Origin of the sequence: Bariatricus sp. TF06-38A, assembly GCF_027690675.1 — a bacterium.
In the GTDB taxonomy this organism is placed as follows: domain Bacteria; phylum Bacillota; class Clostridia; order Lachnospirales; family Lachnospiraceae; genus Allocoprococcus; species Allocoprococcus comes.
Genome location: NZ_JAQFCE010000006.1, coordinates 62,746 through 80,886, shown reverse-complemented (window position 1 = coordinate 80,886; position 18,141 = coordinate 62,746). Strand labels below are relative to the sequence as shown.

Here is an 18,141-nt window from a genome sequence, read left to right as displayed (position 1 = left end):
ATGGGTTATAAGAAAGATATGGGCAAATATGAGAATCTGGAAGGCTGGGAGAGATGTGGATTTGGAGAACAGCTTGATAGGTGGGCGGAAAAATATGGAGAAAGAATTGCGGTCACGGACAGTGAAGACGAGATCAGTTATATGGAATTAAAGCAAAAAGCAGATTGTCTTGCGGTAGCTTTTCTGCGTAAAGGGATTTTAAAGGGAGACAAAGTGCTTGTGCAGCTTCCGAACAGGATTTCTTTTGTGATCGTGTTTTTTGCGCTTTCCAAGATTGGGGCGGTGCCAATCATGATGCTGCCGGCCCACAGGGAGGCGGAACTGGAAGGAATTATTGAACTGGCAAAGCCGGCCGCTTATATTGTGGTGGAGAAATATCTGGGATTTTCATATGTGCCGATGGCAAATGCGATGAAAGAGAAATATTCATGTATCCGGCATATATTTGTAGATAGCGAATCCGGGGATATCAGTGGAATGATTGCGGAAACGTATGGAGAAAATGGAGCATTTCCGGCTGTGGATGGGTATGAAACGGCGGTGCTTTTGCTGTCCGGCGGGACGACAGGGGTTCCGAAACTGATTCCGCGCACCCATACGGATTATATGTATAATGCCCGCATGTCCGCGAAGAGATGCCGTCTGGATAGCAGTGACGTTTATCTGGCGTCTCTTCCGGTAGCTCATAATTTCCCGTTATGCTGCCCGGGGCTTTTAGGCACGCTGGACGTGGGAGGAAAAGTTGTGCTTGCGTCTGCGACCAGCCCGGATGATATCCTTGACGCAATTACAGAGGAAGGTGTCACGATAACGGCATTGGTTCCTGCTATGGTTACTGTGTGCATGGAAATGCTGGAATGGGATGAAGATTATGATATATCCAGCCTGCGGATTTTGCAGGTGGGCGGCGCAATGCTGGAAGATTCCCTTGCGGATAAGATCATTGAAGAATGGCCGTGTAAACTGATGCAGGTATTTGGTACGGCGGAGGGGCTACTGTCCTTTACTAGCCCGGAGGATGAAGGTTCCCTGATCGCAAGATGCCAGGGAACTCCGGTGTCTCCTGCGGATGAAGTAAAGATTGTGGATGAAGAAGATAAGGCCGTACCGGAAGGAGTTTTTGGGGAATTATTATCCAGAGGCCCGTATACGATTGATGGTTATTATATGGCGGAGGAAGCGAATAAAAAGAGCTTTACGTCGGACGGATTTTACCGGACGGGCGATAAAGCTATGTGGACGAAAGACGGAAGGTTACGTTTGGGCGGGAGGATCAAAGAGCAGATTAACCGCGCCGGAGAAAAGATCATGCCTTCAGAGATTGAAGCTTATCTTTGCAGGCATTCGAAAATCAAAGAGGCAGCCGTTGTCGGCGTTACGGATGAAACCCTTGGAAACCGGATATGTGCATTCCTTGTGACCGATGATGAAGCCGGGATCGATTTGCAGGAAATACACAGGTTCCTGCGGGAAATAGGCGTTGCGGCGTATAAAATGCCGGATCAGATAGAACGGGTAGAGACATGGCCGCTGACCAGCGTAGGAAAAATAGATAAGAAAGCATTAGAACGGATGGCGCAGGAAAAATAGAAGGAGACAGAATCATGGAATATATAGAGATAAAGGAACAGATCAAACAAAAGCTGCCGGTAGCCAGAGATTTGGGGGATTCCGAAAATCTGCTGGAGCTTGGGCTTTCATCCCTGACAATCATGCGTCTGGTAAACCAGTGGAGAAAACAGGGGGTTAAGGTTTCATTCGGTTCATTGATGGAAAATCCTACCCTTGAAGGCTGGTGGGCGCTGATCCAGCGCAGCATGAAGAAAAAAGCGGGCAAAAAACGGGCGCAAGAATCTAAGATAACGCCGGAAAAGGATATGAAACAGCCGTTTCCTTTAACAGACGTACAGTATGCATATTGGGTTGGCAGGGATGAAGAACAGGCTCTTGGAGGAATAGACTGTCATGCGTATTTAGAGTTTGATGGGGGAAATATAGATCCGGAGCGTCTGGAAAAAGCATGGAATGTACTGCAGTATCATCATCCTATGCTGCGCGCCTGCTTTTTGGATGATGGAACACAGAAAATCCTGGATAAGCCGTATTGTGAAAAAATAAAGGTTCATGATTTTTCCCGGATGTCATCTGAGGAAGCAGAGGCAATGGCAGTATCTGTCAGAGAACGTTTATCCCATCGGAAGTTAAAGATTGAGGAAGGCGAAGTAGCAGGAATAGAGCTTACGCTTTTTCCTGAAAATAAGGCACGCCTTCATGTGGACATGGCACTTTTGGTTGCTGATGTACAGAGTCTGCAGATATTATTGAGGGATTTGGCATCTGCTTACCGAGGGGAAAACCTGCCGAAAGAATCAAAAGGGTGGAATTTTGCTTCCTATCTAGAACGGCAGAAACAGGAAGAAGGGGAGGAACGGAAAAACGCAGAAAAATACTGGAAGAATCGTTTAGAGCATTTGCCAAAAGGCCCTGACCTTCCATTGGCAAAACGTCCGCAAGAAGTGGAAAAAACGGTGTTCAACCGCAGGATTGTGCGAATCGAAAAGGAAGAATGGGATCATTTGCAAATGCGGGCAAAAAAATACCAGACAACTCCGGCAATGGTTCTTCTTACTGCATATGCGGTGGTTCTGGAACGATGGAGCAGGAATCATTGTTTCCTTATTAACATTCCGTTTTTTAACCGGAAAACAGAGCAGCAGGGGTTAGAGGAAGTAATAGCAGATTTTACTACTCTGTTATTGCTGGAGATTAACTGCGAAGAAAATCCGACTTTTGCGGAATTGTTGGACAGGATTCAGAAGCAGCTTCATGAGGATATGAAGTATACGGCATATTCCGGCGTGCAAGTACAGAGAGACATTGCGCAGATGTGTGGGGACGCATCGGCAGTGGCGCCGGTTGTTTTTGCCTGCAATCTGGGAACGCCGTTGGTAAATGATACGTTCCGGAATGAACTGGGGCAGTTTTCCTATATGATTTCCCAGACGCCGCAGGTGTGGAATGATTTTCAGAGTTATGAAGATGAAAATGGCGTACAGCTTACATGGGACAGCGTGGATGAGTTATTCCCGGAGAATATGATCCCGGATATGTTGGAGAGTTTTGAGATTCTTCTGCATGAATTGGGAAAGAAGGACTGGAATCAGAGATTTGATGTGCTTCCTGAAAAAAGAAAAAGAGAAATTGAAGATACAGCGCGTACAGGAGTGCCGGAGCGTGTGGAATGCCTGCATTGGGCTGTTATGAACCATGCGGAAGTTTGCCCGGAAGATATTGCGCTTATTGATGCGGGAAGCGGAAGATCGGTATCCTATGGGGAATTAAAAGCACGGGCAACAGCAGTGGCGGCAGGAATTTCAGAAAAGGATATTAAGGGCGTCCCGGTTGCACTTACCCTGCCACGCGGGATAGAACAGATCGAGGCGGCATTAGGAATTTTGCTTTCCGGAAATTCATACCTTCCGGTCAGCTTAAGCCAGCCTAAAGATCGGAGAGCGTTAATCCATGAGAAGACGGGAGTCCGCTATGTGGTCACGAATCGGGAATTATCCGAAAAACTGGACTGGCCGGAAGGTACGGAAATCCTTGTGATGGAAGGTATGGAAGAGGGACAGGAAAATGTGAGACTGCCAGAGGTGTCGCCGAAGGACAGCGCCTATATCATCATGACGTCAGGCTCTACAGGTGTTCCGAAGGGTGTAGAGATTGCGCATGAAAGCGCATGGAATACGGTTCAGGATATTAATGAAAAGTACCATGTAACAAGTGCAGATCGGGCGCTGGCTGTATCAGCTATGGATTTTGACCTGTCGGTATATGATGTTTTTGGAATTTTAGGCGCAGGAGGAACATTGGTATTGCTTCCAGAGCAGGAGAGAAGGAATGCGGATTACTGGCTGGAACAAGTGTTGAAATATCAGATTACCGTTTGGAATTCAGTGCCGGTGCTTCTGGATATGCTTTTGATACGGGCGGAATCCATGAAACAGAAACTGCCGATCAGGGCGGTTATGCTTTCCGGAGATTGGATTGGGATGGATCTCCCGCAGAGGGTTGCGGCATGGACAGAGGATTGCCAGTTTGTCGCTATGGGAGGAGCTACAGAGGCAAGTATCTGGTCCAATTATCAGAATGTTACCCTGCCGATGCCGAAAAACTGGAAATCTATTCCCTATGGAAAGCCACTCAGATATCAGGCATATCGTGTTGTGGATGAGTATGGAAGGGATTGCCCTTACTGGGCAGAAGGCGAACTCTGGATTGGCGGTTTTGGTGTAGCAAAAGGATATAGGGGAGATTCTGCGCTTACGGGGCAGAAATTTATCACAGATCAGTATGGAAGATGGTATCGGACCGGTGATCTCGGAAGAATCTGGGATGATGAGATAATTGAATTTTTGGGAAGAAAAGACCATCAGGTAAAGATCCGTGGACACAGGATTGAATTGGGAGAAATTGAACATGCGATTCAGGAGTTTCCGGGTGTGGCTCATGCAGTTGTTGATACAGTTAGTGATGGTCATGGCAATAAAACGCTGGCTGCTTATATCGGAGCGCCGATACAGGAAGATTCTAAAGTTACAACGTATTTGTACGGCACAGATATCTTTGGCGGAGGCTGGAAAGAACTGAAGGATGATGTCAGCAATTGGCAGATGCAGCAGGAACGGAAGACAGCATACAAAAATTTCCTTGCCTATGCAGACCAGAGATGTGTACAGCTTATGCTGGAGACACTCATAGAGTTAGGCGTTTTTGTATCAGAGAAGGAAGTTCTTTCGCAAAAGGAAATTTTTGAAAAAGGGAGCATTACGGAAACACAGAAGAATACTGTGGCAAGATGGTTGGAAATTTTAAAGAAGGAAGGAATCCTGAGAGAAGAGGACGGCAGACTATCGCGTACCGGGAAGGAAGTGGCTGTACCGGAAAAAGCTGGAGATGCGGAAACGTATTTTAAGAAACTGAAGCCGTATCTGAAGCATATGGTTACTGGGAATGAAGTTCCGCTGGACGTATTCTACCAGAAAGAGCCGGCTTTGGCTCCGAATATGCTGCTTCGGAGGATTCCGGGCTGCGAGGAAACAGTGGAAAGACTGGTGCAGGGATTAAGGCTTCTGGCAGAAGAACGCAGAAAAGAGCCACTCCAGATTATAGAAATTGGTACAAGGGACACTGCAATTACAAGACAGTTTTTGAATGCACTGGAAGATGTAAGCGTGGCTTATACATATGCGGATTCTTCAAAATATTTTCTGCAGGAAGCAGAGAAAGAACTTGCGGGATATGAGAGAGTCGAGTTTGAGATGCTGAATCTGGAAGAAGGCATGGATAAGCAGCAGATGTCCTTGCATAGTTATGACGTTGTGATATCGGTAAATGCTTTACATAGAAATATTGATGCTGCGGATGCGGTAAAGAAAGTAGCGGAATTACTGAAGCCAAACGGAATATTGCTGATGACTGACCTTGTGGTAAGGACATACCTTCAGGAACTTACAGCGGCTTTTTTGGAAAATGGTTTTGCGGATATTCAGGACAAGAGAAAAGAAGCAGGGCTGGTTACCCCGGACTGCCTGCTGTGGAGAGAATGTTTATCAGAGGCAGGATTGGGCGAAGACTGTGCTGTGACAGAGAGATATGGAAGATGTGTATGCTGCAGCAGACAGCAGGCGTCTGTCCTGTCCTATCATAATGGAGCACTAAGGGAATATCTGTCAGAAAAACTGCCGGAGTATATGGTTCCACAGAACTATCATTTCATGGAGCAGCTCCCAACATTGTCCAATGGGAAGATTAACAGGAAGCAATTGCGGGAAGATTTTAAAGAAGAAACTGCGGTTATCCGATTTTCAAAGGCAACGACAGAAACAGAAGAAAAGCTTTTAGATATCTGGAAACAATTATTTGGATATGAAAATATCGGAATTGAAGATAATTATTTTAGCCTTGGGGGAGACTCGCTGATTGCCACAAGGTTGATCTCGGAAGTACAGACAACCTTCGGCTGCAAAATAACGATCAGTACGATTTTTGAAAATCTGACCGTAAAATCTCTGGCAAAAGCTATTGAACAGTCCGAACAGAAAGAAGAAGATACACTGCAGATCAAACCGAATCTGGAGGAAGCATATCATTCGTTCCCATTAACCGATGTGCAGTATGCTTACTGGCTTGGCAGAAGCGGATTGTATGAATTGGGAAATGTTGCAACACACTGTTATTTTGAACTGGATGCAGACGGCCTTGATACTGAGTGCGCAGAGACGGCATGGAATCTGTTGATACAGAGGCACGGGATGATGCGTGTTATTATCCAGCCGGATGGTATGCAGCGCATACTGGAGAATACTCCCCAGTATCATATTGACGTGACGGATATCCGACAATTGGAAGTGACAGAAAAAGAAAAGGCATTGGATGAAAAACGGGCAGAGATGTCTCATCAGGTAATTCAGACAGATGAATGGCCTCTGTTTGATGTGCGAATCACTAAAATAGAGGACCAGAAGCATAGAATCCATATCAGTTTTGACAATATTATCTTTGATGGCTGGAGTATGTTCCATCTCTTAGATGAGTGGGCAGAAGTATATCGAAATGGAAAAGCGGAAATGTCGATTACTTTGTCTTTCCGGGATTACGTGCTGGGACTGGAGCAGATAAAGTCTACCTCTGCTTATGAGAAAGATAAAAAATATTGGGAAGACCGGGTGGAGACTTTTGCGGACGCACCGGATCTGCCACTTGCAAAGAACGAAAGCCAGATTACAGAGCAGCGTTTCTGTCGCCGGAGCGCAAAACTGTCACAGAAAGAATGGCAGTCTGTAAAAGACGCGGCGGGAAGACTGGAGGTAACGCCTTCTGTTCTTTTGATGAGTGCTTATGCGGAGACTCTCCGCTTGTGGAGCAGTAATAAGGATTTTACACTTAATCTGACGCAGTTTGACCGGAAACAATTGCATCCGGAAGTGAACAATCTGGTTGGAGATTTTACAACACTGACATTGCTGGAGATAAAGAATGCAGGGAATAATTTTGCGGAAAGGACAAAGGCAATTCAGAAGCAGCTTACAGAAGATCTGGAGCATACAGCTTATGGCGCGGTTGAACTGGAGCGCGAATTAAAGAAAAAGACTGGAAATATGCGGGGCGCTATTATGCCGGTAGTGTTTACCAGTGGTCTTGGCGTGGAGCAGTGGAATGAAGGAAAGTGGCTTGGAAAACTGAACTATAACATTTCACAGACGCCGCAGGTGTGGCTGGATCATCAGGTGGTTGAAATGGATGGCTGTTTATGCTTGTTTTGGGATTCCGTGGACGAATTATTTTATCCAGGAATGCTAGATGAGATGTTCCGGGCATATACCGGCCTGCTTCATACGCTAGCAGTTCATCCGGAGATCATGCAGGAAAAAACGGCAAGTCTGGTAACAGCGGAAATTTCAGAAAAACGGCGTCAGGCGAATGAAACGGCGGCTGAATTTGAAGAGAAAACGTTGGATGGATTATTCTTGGAGTCGGCAGACAAATTTCCGGATAAGGAGGCGCTGGTAACGTGCAGCAGGCGGATGACATATCGGGAGATAAAAGAAGAAGCGTTTTACATTTCCGGGCAGTTGCAGAGCATGGGAATAAAAAAAGAAGAGACGGTAGCTGTATTTATGGAAAAAGGGTGGGAGCAGGTAGTTGCTGTTTATGGAATCATGTTTGCCGGAGCCGCATATCTTCCGATAGATATCCATAATCCGAGAGAACGAGTTGAAAAGATTCTCCGTGATAGTGGAACAAGAATCATTCTTGTGCAGAATCAGGCGTATGATCAGGATACCGAATGGCTGCACGAGTGGGATTGTATTTCTGTGTCTGAATTAAAAACCGATTCTGAATACAAAGCACAGGAGAATAAGGCGGGAGACCTTGCGTATGTAATCTATACGTCGGGAACAACCGGGATGCCGAAAGGAGTAATGATTACTCACCATAATGCAGTGAATACGATACTGGATATCAATGCACGCTATCAGATTACAGAACAGGATACGGCGTTTGGAATCTCCAATCTTCATTTTGACCTGTCTGTTTATGATGTTTTTGGCATTTTAGGCGCAGGTGGGAAATTGGTTCTTCCGGATCCGGAATATGGAAAAGATCCAGCGCATTGGATTCACTGGTTGAATCATGAGAATATTACCGTATGGAACAGCGTGCCAGCTTTTGTAGAAATGCTGGCAGAATATGAGGAATATCAAAGGCAGGTAACTTCACAATCGCTGCGGTTAGTAATGATGAGTGGTGACTGGGTTCCTGTTTCACTTCCAGGGAGAATCCGTAATCTGTTCCAGAATGTTGAGATTGTTGCTCTTGGAGGAGCAACAGAAGGCAGTATCTGGTCTAATCATTTCGAGATTCCAGAGGTTGTGCCGGAAGATTGGAAGAGTATTCCGTATGGGAAACCGCTTGCAAACCAGAAGTATTATGTTCTGGATCAGAATATGGAAGATTGCCCTGACTGGGTACCGGGAACACTTTATATTGCCGGAGATGGCATTGCACAGGGATATTTAAACGATAAAGAAAAAACAAAGGAAAAATTTGTTGTCTTAGATAGAACTGGAGAACGGCTGTATTGTACCGGAGATATGGGACGGTATTGGAATGACGGTAATATTGAATTTCTTGGAAGACTGGATAATCAGGTGAAAATCAATGGGTATAGGGTAGAACTGGGCGAAATTGAAACTTTTATGAATTGGATTCATGGTGTAAAAATAAGTCAGGTCGTAAATATTAAAGATAATAAACTTGTTGGATTTTACGTTTCGGATTATGAAATAAACGAGACCTATTTTCAAAATTATTTGCGTGACTATTTACCCAAATATATGATTCCACAAAACTTCATCGCTCTATTAGAAATGCCCACAACGAAAAATGGGAAAATTGATAAAAAGGAACTTAAAAGAAAGGCAATAGAGTTTCAAAAGACTTTTGAATCTAATAATCGAGCAATGACAAAGGAGGAGAAAGAATTTAGTGAAATATGGAAGGAAGTATTGAAATGCCAAGATGTAAGTTTGAAGGACGATTTCTTTTCGAGTGGAGGAAATTCTCTTAAAGCAATTACTTTGGCAAATAGAATAAAAGAGAAATATATAATAGAAATCACGATAAGAGATGTTTTGGAGTTTCCAATAGTAGAACAATTATCAGAGTTTGTACAGAAAAAAGTAAAAGATAATAGTAAGAAAAGTGGAAGTAATATTGTAACTTCTATAGAAGAAGGATTTTTTTAGAAAGAAGGAGAAGAAATGACAGCAGAAAAAATTATTTTAAAATACCAAGAAAAAGGTGTGAAATTATTTTTGAATGAAGATAAGCTTCAATTTAGTGGCCCGAAAGGTATCATTGATGATGATGCGCGAAAAGAACTACAGGCTTACAAAGATGATATTATTACCTATTTAAAATCACACAAGGGTCAAGTTGTATGCGATAAAACCCAAAGATTTTTGCCGTTTGAAATGACAGATATACAAGTAGCATATGTAATAGGACGAAACAGAACTTATCAATATGGTGGAATTGGATGTAAAATTTATGCAGAATACGAATTTCCTAAACTTGATTTAGAAAAATTGGAAAGAGCATGGGAAAATGTTGTGAAAAATAACGATATGCTTCATGCAGTGATTAAGAATAATAAAGAACAACAAATATTACAGGATTACGAAGTACCGGCTATAGAAAAATGGAAAATTGAGGATATTTCACCAGATGAAAGAAAAAACAAATTAAATGAAATCCGAGATAGATTGGTAATGAAACAATATAAAGTTGGAGAGTGGCCGTTATTTGATTTGGAAATATCTGAATTAGAGGACGTTACAATTTTACACATTTCGCTAGATATGTTAATTGCGGATTTCTTGAGTATAAATATTATTGTTGACGAATTGGAGGATAATTATTTTGGTGATAAAAAGAAGACTTTTACGAAAGAACTGTCTTTTAGAGATGTAATTGTTTATGAGCATAATAGACAAAAGCATCCACAGTATTCGGAAACCATGAAAAAAGATAAACAGTATTGGGAAGAGAGAATTTCAACAATGCCGGAAGCTCCAGATTTACCGGTTAAAGAAGATTTAAAAGATACCTCTATTCGTCAATTAAATACTTATATTGAAAAAGAACGCTATTTGGAGTTACAGAAACTGGCAGATGATAATAATATCACTTTATCTGGACTGATTTTAGCATGCTATGCAGAAGTATTAGCATACTGGTCAAATTCGAAACGATTCAGCATTAACGTTACTATGGCTAATCGTGAGCAAGTGCATCCAGATATTTATAGCATCATAGGGGATTTCACAAAAATAAATATTTTGGAGATATGTCAAGATTATAATTTGTCATTTATACAGAGAGTACAGTTTATACAAAAACAGTTATGGAATGACATGGAACATATGTCGTATAGTGGCATAGAAGTGTTAAGAGAGATGACAAGATTAAAGAAAAAAGAAGTAATTATTCCATATGTGTTTACAAGTACACTAAGCATGGTTTCACGAAAAGAGAGTACAAATCATAAAGGAAACTTAATTTATAAAATCAGTCAGACTCCGCAGGTTTTAATAGATTGCCAAGTAATGGAATATAAAGAAGGAATATTAGTAAATTGGGATGTTAGAGAAAAGGCTTTCCCTAAAAAAATGATTGAAATGGCTTTTAGAACATTTTCTGAAATGCTTATTTATACTGATACTCAAAATATGTTGGCAGATAAAAATGTAATCAAATTGCCTTCTGATATGAAAGAAATTAGAAAAAAAAAGGAAGTCAACTATCCATATATTCCGCAACTTCTCCACGAGGGATTTTGCGAAAGTGTGAAGAAATATCCTAGTAAAATTGCGCTGTGTTCAAATGGTAAAGAGTATACATATAAAGAACTAGGTGAATATGCTACATCTGTAAAAAAGGAGCTCCTTAGAAAAAATATAAAGACTGCAGATATCGTTGCAATTGAGTTAAAAAAGGGAATATGGCAGATTGCGTCTGTTTTAGGAGTCCTTTTGGCAGGAGGAACATATTTACCTGTGGACATAGGACAACCAAGAAATAGAAAAAATAAAATAGAATTAGATGCCCAAGCAAAATTTATTATCACATCGAATAAAAACATAGATTTACTGGATTGTGCGGAAAAAATTTATGTAGAAGATATGGTGGTTGCGGATGCTCTGGAAGTAGAAGTACTTAATACAAATACCAATCAGGCCGCATACATAATATATACGTCCGGTACTACAGGAAATCCAAAAGGCGTTGTCATATCACATGCATCGGCAATGAACACAATTAATGATGTGATAAGACGGTATAATATTACAAAAAATGATAGTGTGCTGGGAATTTCAAATTTAGCTTTTGATTTATCAGTTTTTGATATTTTTGGAATATTTGCAGTTGGTGGGAAACTGGTGCTGCCAACCGATGAGAAAAATGTTTCGGAATGGGGAACGCTGCTTTTAGAAAACCAAATTACTATTTGGAATTCTGTTCCGGCACAAATGCAAATGTTGTTATCATATTTGGAAGCAGAGAAAAAACGCAAGGTAGAAAAATTAAGACTTATTATGCTTTCTGGGGATTGGATTCCTGTACAGCTTCCTAAGAGAATGAAACAAATATTTGGTAATTCGAGGATGATTAGTTTAGGTGGTGCTACAGAAGCAAGTATATGGTCGATTGCGTATGAAATTAATCCTGATTATGTATATGAAAAAAGTATTCCTTATGGAATACCGCTCTCAAATCAAAAATTTTATATTTTGGATGATGAAATGAGAGAATGCCCGGATTGGGTAAAAGGAAGGATTTATATAAGTGGAAAAGGCTTGGCACTTGGATATTTTAAAGATGATTCTCTTACTTGCCGGAAATTTGTATTCCATAAAGAGCTAGAAGAACGTTTATACGACACTGGTGATATGGGAAGATATAGAACAGATGGTGTTATTGAATTTTTAGGGCGAGAAGATTATCAAGTAAAAATCAGAGGACACCGAGTGGAGTTGAATGAAGTGGAATCTGTTATAAATCAGTGCGAGGATGTAGAGGGATCTATTGTTGTTACAGCAACAGAAAATGACGATATAATAGGTGCTTTCGTACAGCCTAAAATAGAAAAAAGTGTTGTTGATAATACAGCAGAAATAAATGATATAAAAAATAAAAACAAAAGCTTCAACCAAGATAGCAATCTGTTTGAGGCAAATGTCTTAGATTTTGCTGACTGGCTACATGCGTCTAATGAGACTGCAATTTATGATATGCTGGCGACCTTTTACAAAGTAGAAATTTTTACGGATCGAAACACATGGTATCCGATAAAAGAGATATTTAATTCATTAAAGGTGCATGAATATTATGAACCTTTGATTAGAAGATGGCTAAAGGCATTAGAAACGGAAGGATATGTTGTAAAGAATGACAAAAATCAGTATAGGATTAAGAAAGAGATAACAAGAGATTTAGCCGAGCATTCTTGGGAACAGTGGTTAAAAGTTGATTCTAAGGTACATTATAATGATTTAATGATGAATTTTTTTGGAGAAACGCGTACAAATTTATTACCTTTATTGCGAGGAAAACTGGATCCTATAGACTTATTTTTCCCAAAAGGAAGTTTTAAAGTAGCATTAGCAGCGTACAAGGATAATATTGTTAGTAAGTGTACTAATAGGGTTGTAGTTGAAGATATGCTGGTACTTGTAAAGCATTTCACAAAAAAATATCCACAAAAGCAGTTCAGGATATTAGAAATTGGAGCTGGTGTAGGTGGAGTGAGTATAGATTTAATTGAAGCACTAAAAATATATAATGTAGAATATTTATTTACGGACATTTCACGTTCATTTTTAAATGAGGCACAAGAGCGATTTAAAAAATATCCGTGGGTAAAATTTGGCTTATATGATATCAATATTGATTATTGGAAACAAGATATTCCAACATCATATTTTGATGTAATACTTTGCAATAATGTACTTCACAATGCGAATAATGAGGTAAAAGTGTTAGGGCAGTTTAAGGAAATAGCTGCTCCGAATGGAAATCTAATTATTATAGATGCCACAGGCAATAATTATGCATTGATGACATCGATAGAATTTCTGAATGGATTAAATGGAGTAGAAGATTTTAGAGCAGAAAATGAACAGATTTTTCTTCAGCAGGATCAATGGAATAAGTTATTCAAGAAATCCGACATAGAATTGTTGGCTGCGTTTCCGGAGGAGGATAGCACGTTAAAAGTAATAGGACAAACGGTCTTTGTTTGTAAATTTAATTCAAAAAGGCGAAGAATTGATCCAAGTGAAATTAAAAATTACATGGCAAATAATTTGCCGGAATATATGTTGCCATCTCATATAGAGGTACTGAAGGAATTTCCGCTAACTGCGAATGGGAAAATAGATAGAAATATTCTTAGAAATCATTTAGATGGAACATTAACACAGACAACTGAGCAAGGCGAGGCACCATCGACAGATTTAGAAAAAGCAATAGCACAAATATGGTGTGATGCTTTGAAAAAAGAAAAAATATGGAAAAATGAAAACTTTTATGAGATAGGTGGAGATTCACTCTTAGTCGCACAAGTTGTAGCAAAAATGAAAGAAAAGATAGAAGAGGCAAAAGCGTGGGATTGGGATAAGCTAATGATCGCTTTAATTGAATCACCAACTATTGAAGGAATTAGTAAAAAGCTAATGGAAGGTTTACCGTCAGAGGAAACGAAAGAAAAACAGGAAAGCTTAATAATTTTGAAACAGGGAAACAATAATAAAGCATTAGTACTCATACATGATGGAACGGGTACAATAAGTCCATATAATCAAGTGATTCCCTTTTTACATTCGACTGAAGGAAGCTTATTGGCTTTGCAGTGTAATGATATGGAAGAATACTTATCTGTTAAGCCTGAAAAATTGATACAATTCTTGGGTGAGAAGTATGCAAAAATATTAATTGACACAGAAAAAGAAGTCTACGATTTGGTTGGATATTGTATGGGAGGACTTATAGCACTTGAAACTGCTAAGATTTTGACGGAAGCTGGGAAAACAGTGCATTCGTTAATAAGCGTTGATACTACGCCTAGCAGAAGAATGGTAAATAATGAGCTACTGATGGAAAGAGCTTTTGGAATGATAATTGGAGCAGATACGTATAAAGTGGGGCATACAGTAGAGGATGAATTATTGAAAAGAGCAATTAAAGAATTAGGTGAAAAATATGGAGATAATGTTTCTAATGAAGAACTAGTAAGTTTGGAAGGAGAATTTTTACCTGTAAGTCAGTGCTATGGTAAACTCATAAAGAAGACACATGCTGAACGCTTATTAGAGCTGTATAATACACTTCCTGCGACTAAAGGAGAAACATCTGGTTATTCAAAGGAAAGATTAGATACTTTATACAAAGTGTTTTGCCACAGCTTTAGCGCTGTAATTATGTATGATGCAGGTATTTATGTAGGAAATGCGTTAGTATTAAGTTGTCGCAATAAAAATTCTTCTTTTTTACCAGTTGAACCCACGGATAATGAAAGATTTTGGAAAGAAGCCACAGTGGGAAATATAACATCTGAGTTAATAGAAGGGGAGCATTTGACCTGCATGACAGGTTCATATGCAGATAAAGTGGCTGAAAGAATATTGAAAGAAGAGAGGCTGTAGCAATTTTTGTGAAAGGAGTGATAAAAGCGTGAATAAGCTGATTGGAATATTAGGATGTGGAGGAGGTGTTGGGCAATATGTGGTAAATTATTTAAAAGGAAAATATCCGCTGAAATGTGGTCAGAGAAAAATAGTAAACATGAATGCGGATACAGATATAGAATATGTTCAAGTTGATGTGCGGAATAGGAAAGAACTAATAAAGTTTTGCCAAAATTGCAGTATTGTCATTAACTGCACTGGACCGTCATATTACCTTTCACGAGAGATAGCAAGTGTAGTGTGTGAGCATAACATTGATTATATAGATACATTTGGCATAGGCATAGATAAAGAAGAACTCTACAATTATGAAAGCACTATGATAATTGGTGCAGGAAGTTTCCCCGGATTATCGGGGATTCTTCCTGTATGGATAAGAAAAGAACAGCAGGAGAGTGAAATCAGGAGAGTAAATATTTTTGCCGGTGGTAACGAACATATAACAGCCTCAGCATGTGCTGATTTCCTTTTAAGCACGTTTTCTCAATTCGGTAAGATTGATTCATACTATTCACATCAACAAATAAAAAAAACAGAGAATATAACAGAAAGAGTACCATTAATTTTTCCGGATACAGCAGAAATAATGGAATATTTGCCAGACGAAATTTATTTGAGTGCGGAATATAGTAGAATTGATGAATTGCATTGGTACAATGTACAAACGAATTCAGAATATAGGAATATAATACAAGAAGCACTCTTGAAGTTAATGATTAGTCAAGAATATGAGTATGTCAATAGGCTTGCTGAAAATGTAAAAAGAAAACTAGAAAACAAAAGAGAAGAGAGCAAAACGTGGTATAGAATTTGGCTAGAGATAGAAACTGTTACTGAGAAAAAGAATTATGGATATGAGGCTTTGGACTCGTATAAAATTAATGGAAGAATCGCAGCATTTTGTGCTGAAGCATTATGTTCGGGAATATGTCAAAAAGGCATATATTGGCCATTTGAAATATTGGATGCAGAAATAGTCATGAATTCGTTGATAAATGAGGAAATACTAATTGGATTAAAGGAAAATGATAAAAAGATGCAAGAGCATGATTTGAATTACGAGGAGGGCGAATTGTAAATGGAAAAGAGACTTCGGATAATTGTTTGTGGGGTTGGATTCGGACAATTCTATATTAGAGCAATAGATAAAATAAAATGTAAATATAAACTTGTAGGGATTCTATCGAGAGGAAGCGAATGGTCGAAACAATGGACAAAAAAATATGGAGTAATTCTATATACAGATATTGATGAGATTACGAAAGAAAATGTGGATGTAGTCTGCGTTGTGATAAAATCAACTGTAGTAAATGGAGAAGGAAGCACAATAGTGCATTCATTACTTGAGAAAGGTATAAATGTGATACAGGAACATCCAATTGATATAGATGATTACATAATGTGTATTAAGATTGCTCAGAAGAACTGCTGCATGTATAGACTAAATACTTTTTATCCGCAACTTTCCAATGTAAAACAATTTATTTTTCTTGCAGGAAAATTGAGGGAAAAAAACGACGTGCAATATATTAATGCGGAATGTAGTGTGCATGTGCTTTTCCCGCTTATAGATATTTTGGGAAGAGCGATAGGCGGGTTAAGACCATGGAAATTTGAGAGAGTAGAAGAAACGTACAAGAATTCCCCATTTTGTATAATATATGGTTCGATATATAATATACCAATCTGTATAAATGTTCAAAATCAAATGGATCCAAGTGATCCGGAAAACAGCGTACTTTTATTTCATAAAATATCGTTATACACGGAATGTGGAAATTTAACTATGATTGGAACGAATAGTGATATTATGTGGGAACCACGTATACGAAAATGTATTGCTGCAGATGGTGGGTTTCATTTAGAAGCAGACGATGAATATTTAGATCTCCCAGTATATGAAGAAATGCACAATGACGAAGGAAAATGTTTTAGGGAAATGTTCAGTGATACATGGCCTGATAGTATAAAACTATTTTTGGAAGATTTTTATAGAGACTTCTATCTTGGAAAAAAAATGGACAGCAATGCCCAATTTTTGATATCTGTTTGTCAGGCATGGAAAGATTTGGGAAACAGTATAGGATCTGCTAATATTATACATGCATACACGACCAAACCTATTAAAATATCGGAGATTGTAAAATAAATAATTCAGATGTAATGATATTTATGAATCAAGAAGTCCCCTCAAAAGTGTTAAACGGATTTGAGGGGACTTCATTATTATGGTGCATAACGACAGAGATAATACAATGGTTATGAGATGGAAATGAAATTATATCTGTACTGTTATCGATGAGACATTTTTCGATACTCAATGGGCAGGAGTCCCGTACTCTTACGAAACAATTCCGCAAACCGGCTAGAAGTAGAGTAGCCAATCATTTCCGCAATCTGTCCTATCGTGAAATCCGTATCAATCAGCAAATGCTCTGCCTGGCTCATGCGGCGCTGTTGAATATACTCTGTGATTGTGCAGCCCTGCAACTGCTTAAAAGATGTTTTTAGCTTGGTGGTTCCCATACAGGCGATTTTTGCAAGCCGCTCCAATGGGATATCAAACGCATAGTGGTCATTGAGATAAGCAGTCACATTTTCCAATTGTGCTATATCCTGGTCGGATAGATGTTTCTCCTTGCGGGAGAGAATTTTTTTCTGTTCTTCCACCACAAGGGATACGGCCTCGGCCACTTTCGCTTCATAAAATAGTCCTGCGGCAATCCCATCCCCACGGTAAACCTTTACCTCATGGAGCAGCTTTGCCATAGCCGGGAAGTCTGTGGTCTGATCAACCTGCCGGAAAGCTGCAAGTGGGCTGATATAGTCCCCCGGATATTGTTTTTGCAAATAATCCTCATAGTATGCAGGCATGACTTCGATACCAATAGACCGGATGGGGATTTTTTTATGGATGATTGCCTTGTATGGCTTATAGCCGCCAATAAAGGCTTTGATACATTCGGCAGACATCCGCCGGTAGGGATTTAATTCTTCGCCAGAGATGGATTCATACTGAGTAATACTCAGAGCTTCCGGCAAATGAAATTCCATGAAGAAATCCTCATGGAAATAAAAATCATGGATTTTAATGTCGTACAGGTCTTTCTTCGCATAGACCCAGTAAAAGCCTTCTCCAAATTCAGGCGATAACTGCCAGCATTGTCCGGCAGAATTGAAGTGGTTATTGCTATCTACCGGGATAAAATGGTTATCTGTTAAAAGCGGCTCATAGTAATCCGCAATAATGTTATTGTTCAAATGACGGCCTCCTTTGCAACGATTGGACGGAGCTTTGCAACGAAAAGACGAATGTGCCTGCAATGTA

Annotated in this window: 6 protein-coding genes; 5 read left to right on the top strand and 1 reads right to left on the bottom strand. The window is 39.8% G+C overall.

Translation table 11 applies throughout. The features are described from left to right. Genes PG418_RS07195 through PG418_RS07175 form a run of 5 tightly spaced genes read left to right on the top strand, consistent with a single transcriptional unit; the run spans position 1 to position 16,962 of the window. Positions 1–1,590 carry a (2,3-dihydroxybenzoyl)adenylate synthase gene (locus PG418_RS07195; protein WP_117457267.1) on the top strand — a complete coding sequence of 530 codons (1,590 nt, stop codon included), beginning with the start codon at positions 1–3 and terminating at the stop codon, positions 1,588–1,590. A 14-nt stretch (positions 1,591–1,604) separates the two neighbouring features. Then, complete coding sequence (locus tag PG418_RS07190) at positions 1,605–9,311, top strand: non-ribosomal peptide synthetase (protein ID WP_117457268.1); 7,707 nt, start codon at positions 1,605–1,607, stop codon at positions 9,309–9,311. 15 nt (positions 9,312–9,326) lie between these two features. Then, positions 9,327–14,771: a non-ribosomal peptide synthetase gene (locus PG418_RS07185; RefSeq protein ID WP_117457269.1), complete on the top strand. Its 5,445-nt coding sequence runs from the start codon at positions 9,327–9,329 to the stop codon at positions 14,769–14,771. A gap of 28 nt (positions 14,772–14,799) precedes the next feature. After that, positions 14,800–15,891 (top strand): saccharopine dehydrogenase NADP-binding domain-containing protein, encoded by a 1,092-nt coding sequence (locus tag PG418_RS07180; protein WP_117457270.1) that lies wholly within the window; start codon positions 14,800–14,802, stop codon positions 15,889–15,891. Continuing rightward, on the top strand, positions 15,892–16,962 hold the full coding sequence (locus PG418_RS07175) for a Gfo/Idh/MocA family oxidoreductase (protein WP_118447377.1): 1,071 nt from the start codon (positions 15,892–15,894) through the stop codon (positions 16,960–16,962). A 143-nt stretch (positions 16,963–17,105) separates the two neighbouring features. On the opposite strand, the gene PG418_RS07170 is transcribed toward PG418_RS07175, so the two are convergent. Further along, positions 17,106–18,074: a helix-turn-helix transcriptional regulator gene (locus PG418_RS07170; RefSeq protein WP_117457271.1), complete on the bottom strand. Its 969-nt coding sequence runs from the start codon at positions 18,072–18,074 to the stop codon at positions 17,106–17,108. Positions 18,075–18,141 lie beyond the last annotated feature (67 nt).

Bases quoted from the DNA above. Each gene is read 5' to 3' on its own strand.
- PG418_RS07195 (WP_117457267.1), top strand. From the start codon at position 1: ATGGGTTATAAGAAAGATATGGGCAAATATGAGAATCTGGAAGGCTGG.
- PG418_RS07190 (WP_117457268.1), top strand. From the start codon at position 1,605: ATGGAATATATAGAGATAAAGGAACAGATCAAACAAAAGCTGCCGGTA.
- PG418_RS07185 (WP_117457269.1), top strand. From the start codon at position 9,327: ATGACAGCAGAAAAAATTATTTTAAAATACCAAGAAAAAGGTGTGAAA.
- PG418_RS07175 (WP_118447377.1), top strand. From the start codon at position 15,892: ATGGAAAAGAGACTTCGGATAATTGTTTGTGGGGTTGGATTCGGACAA.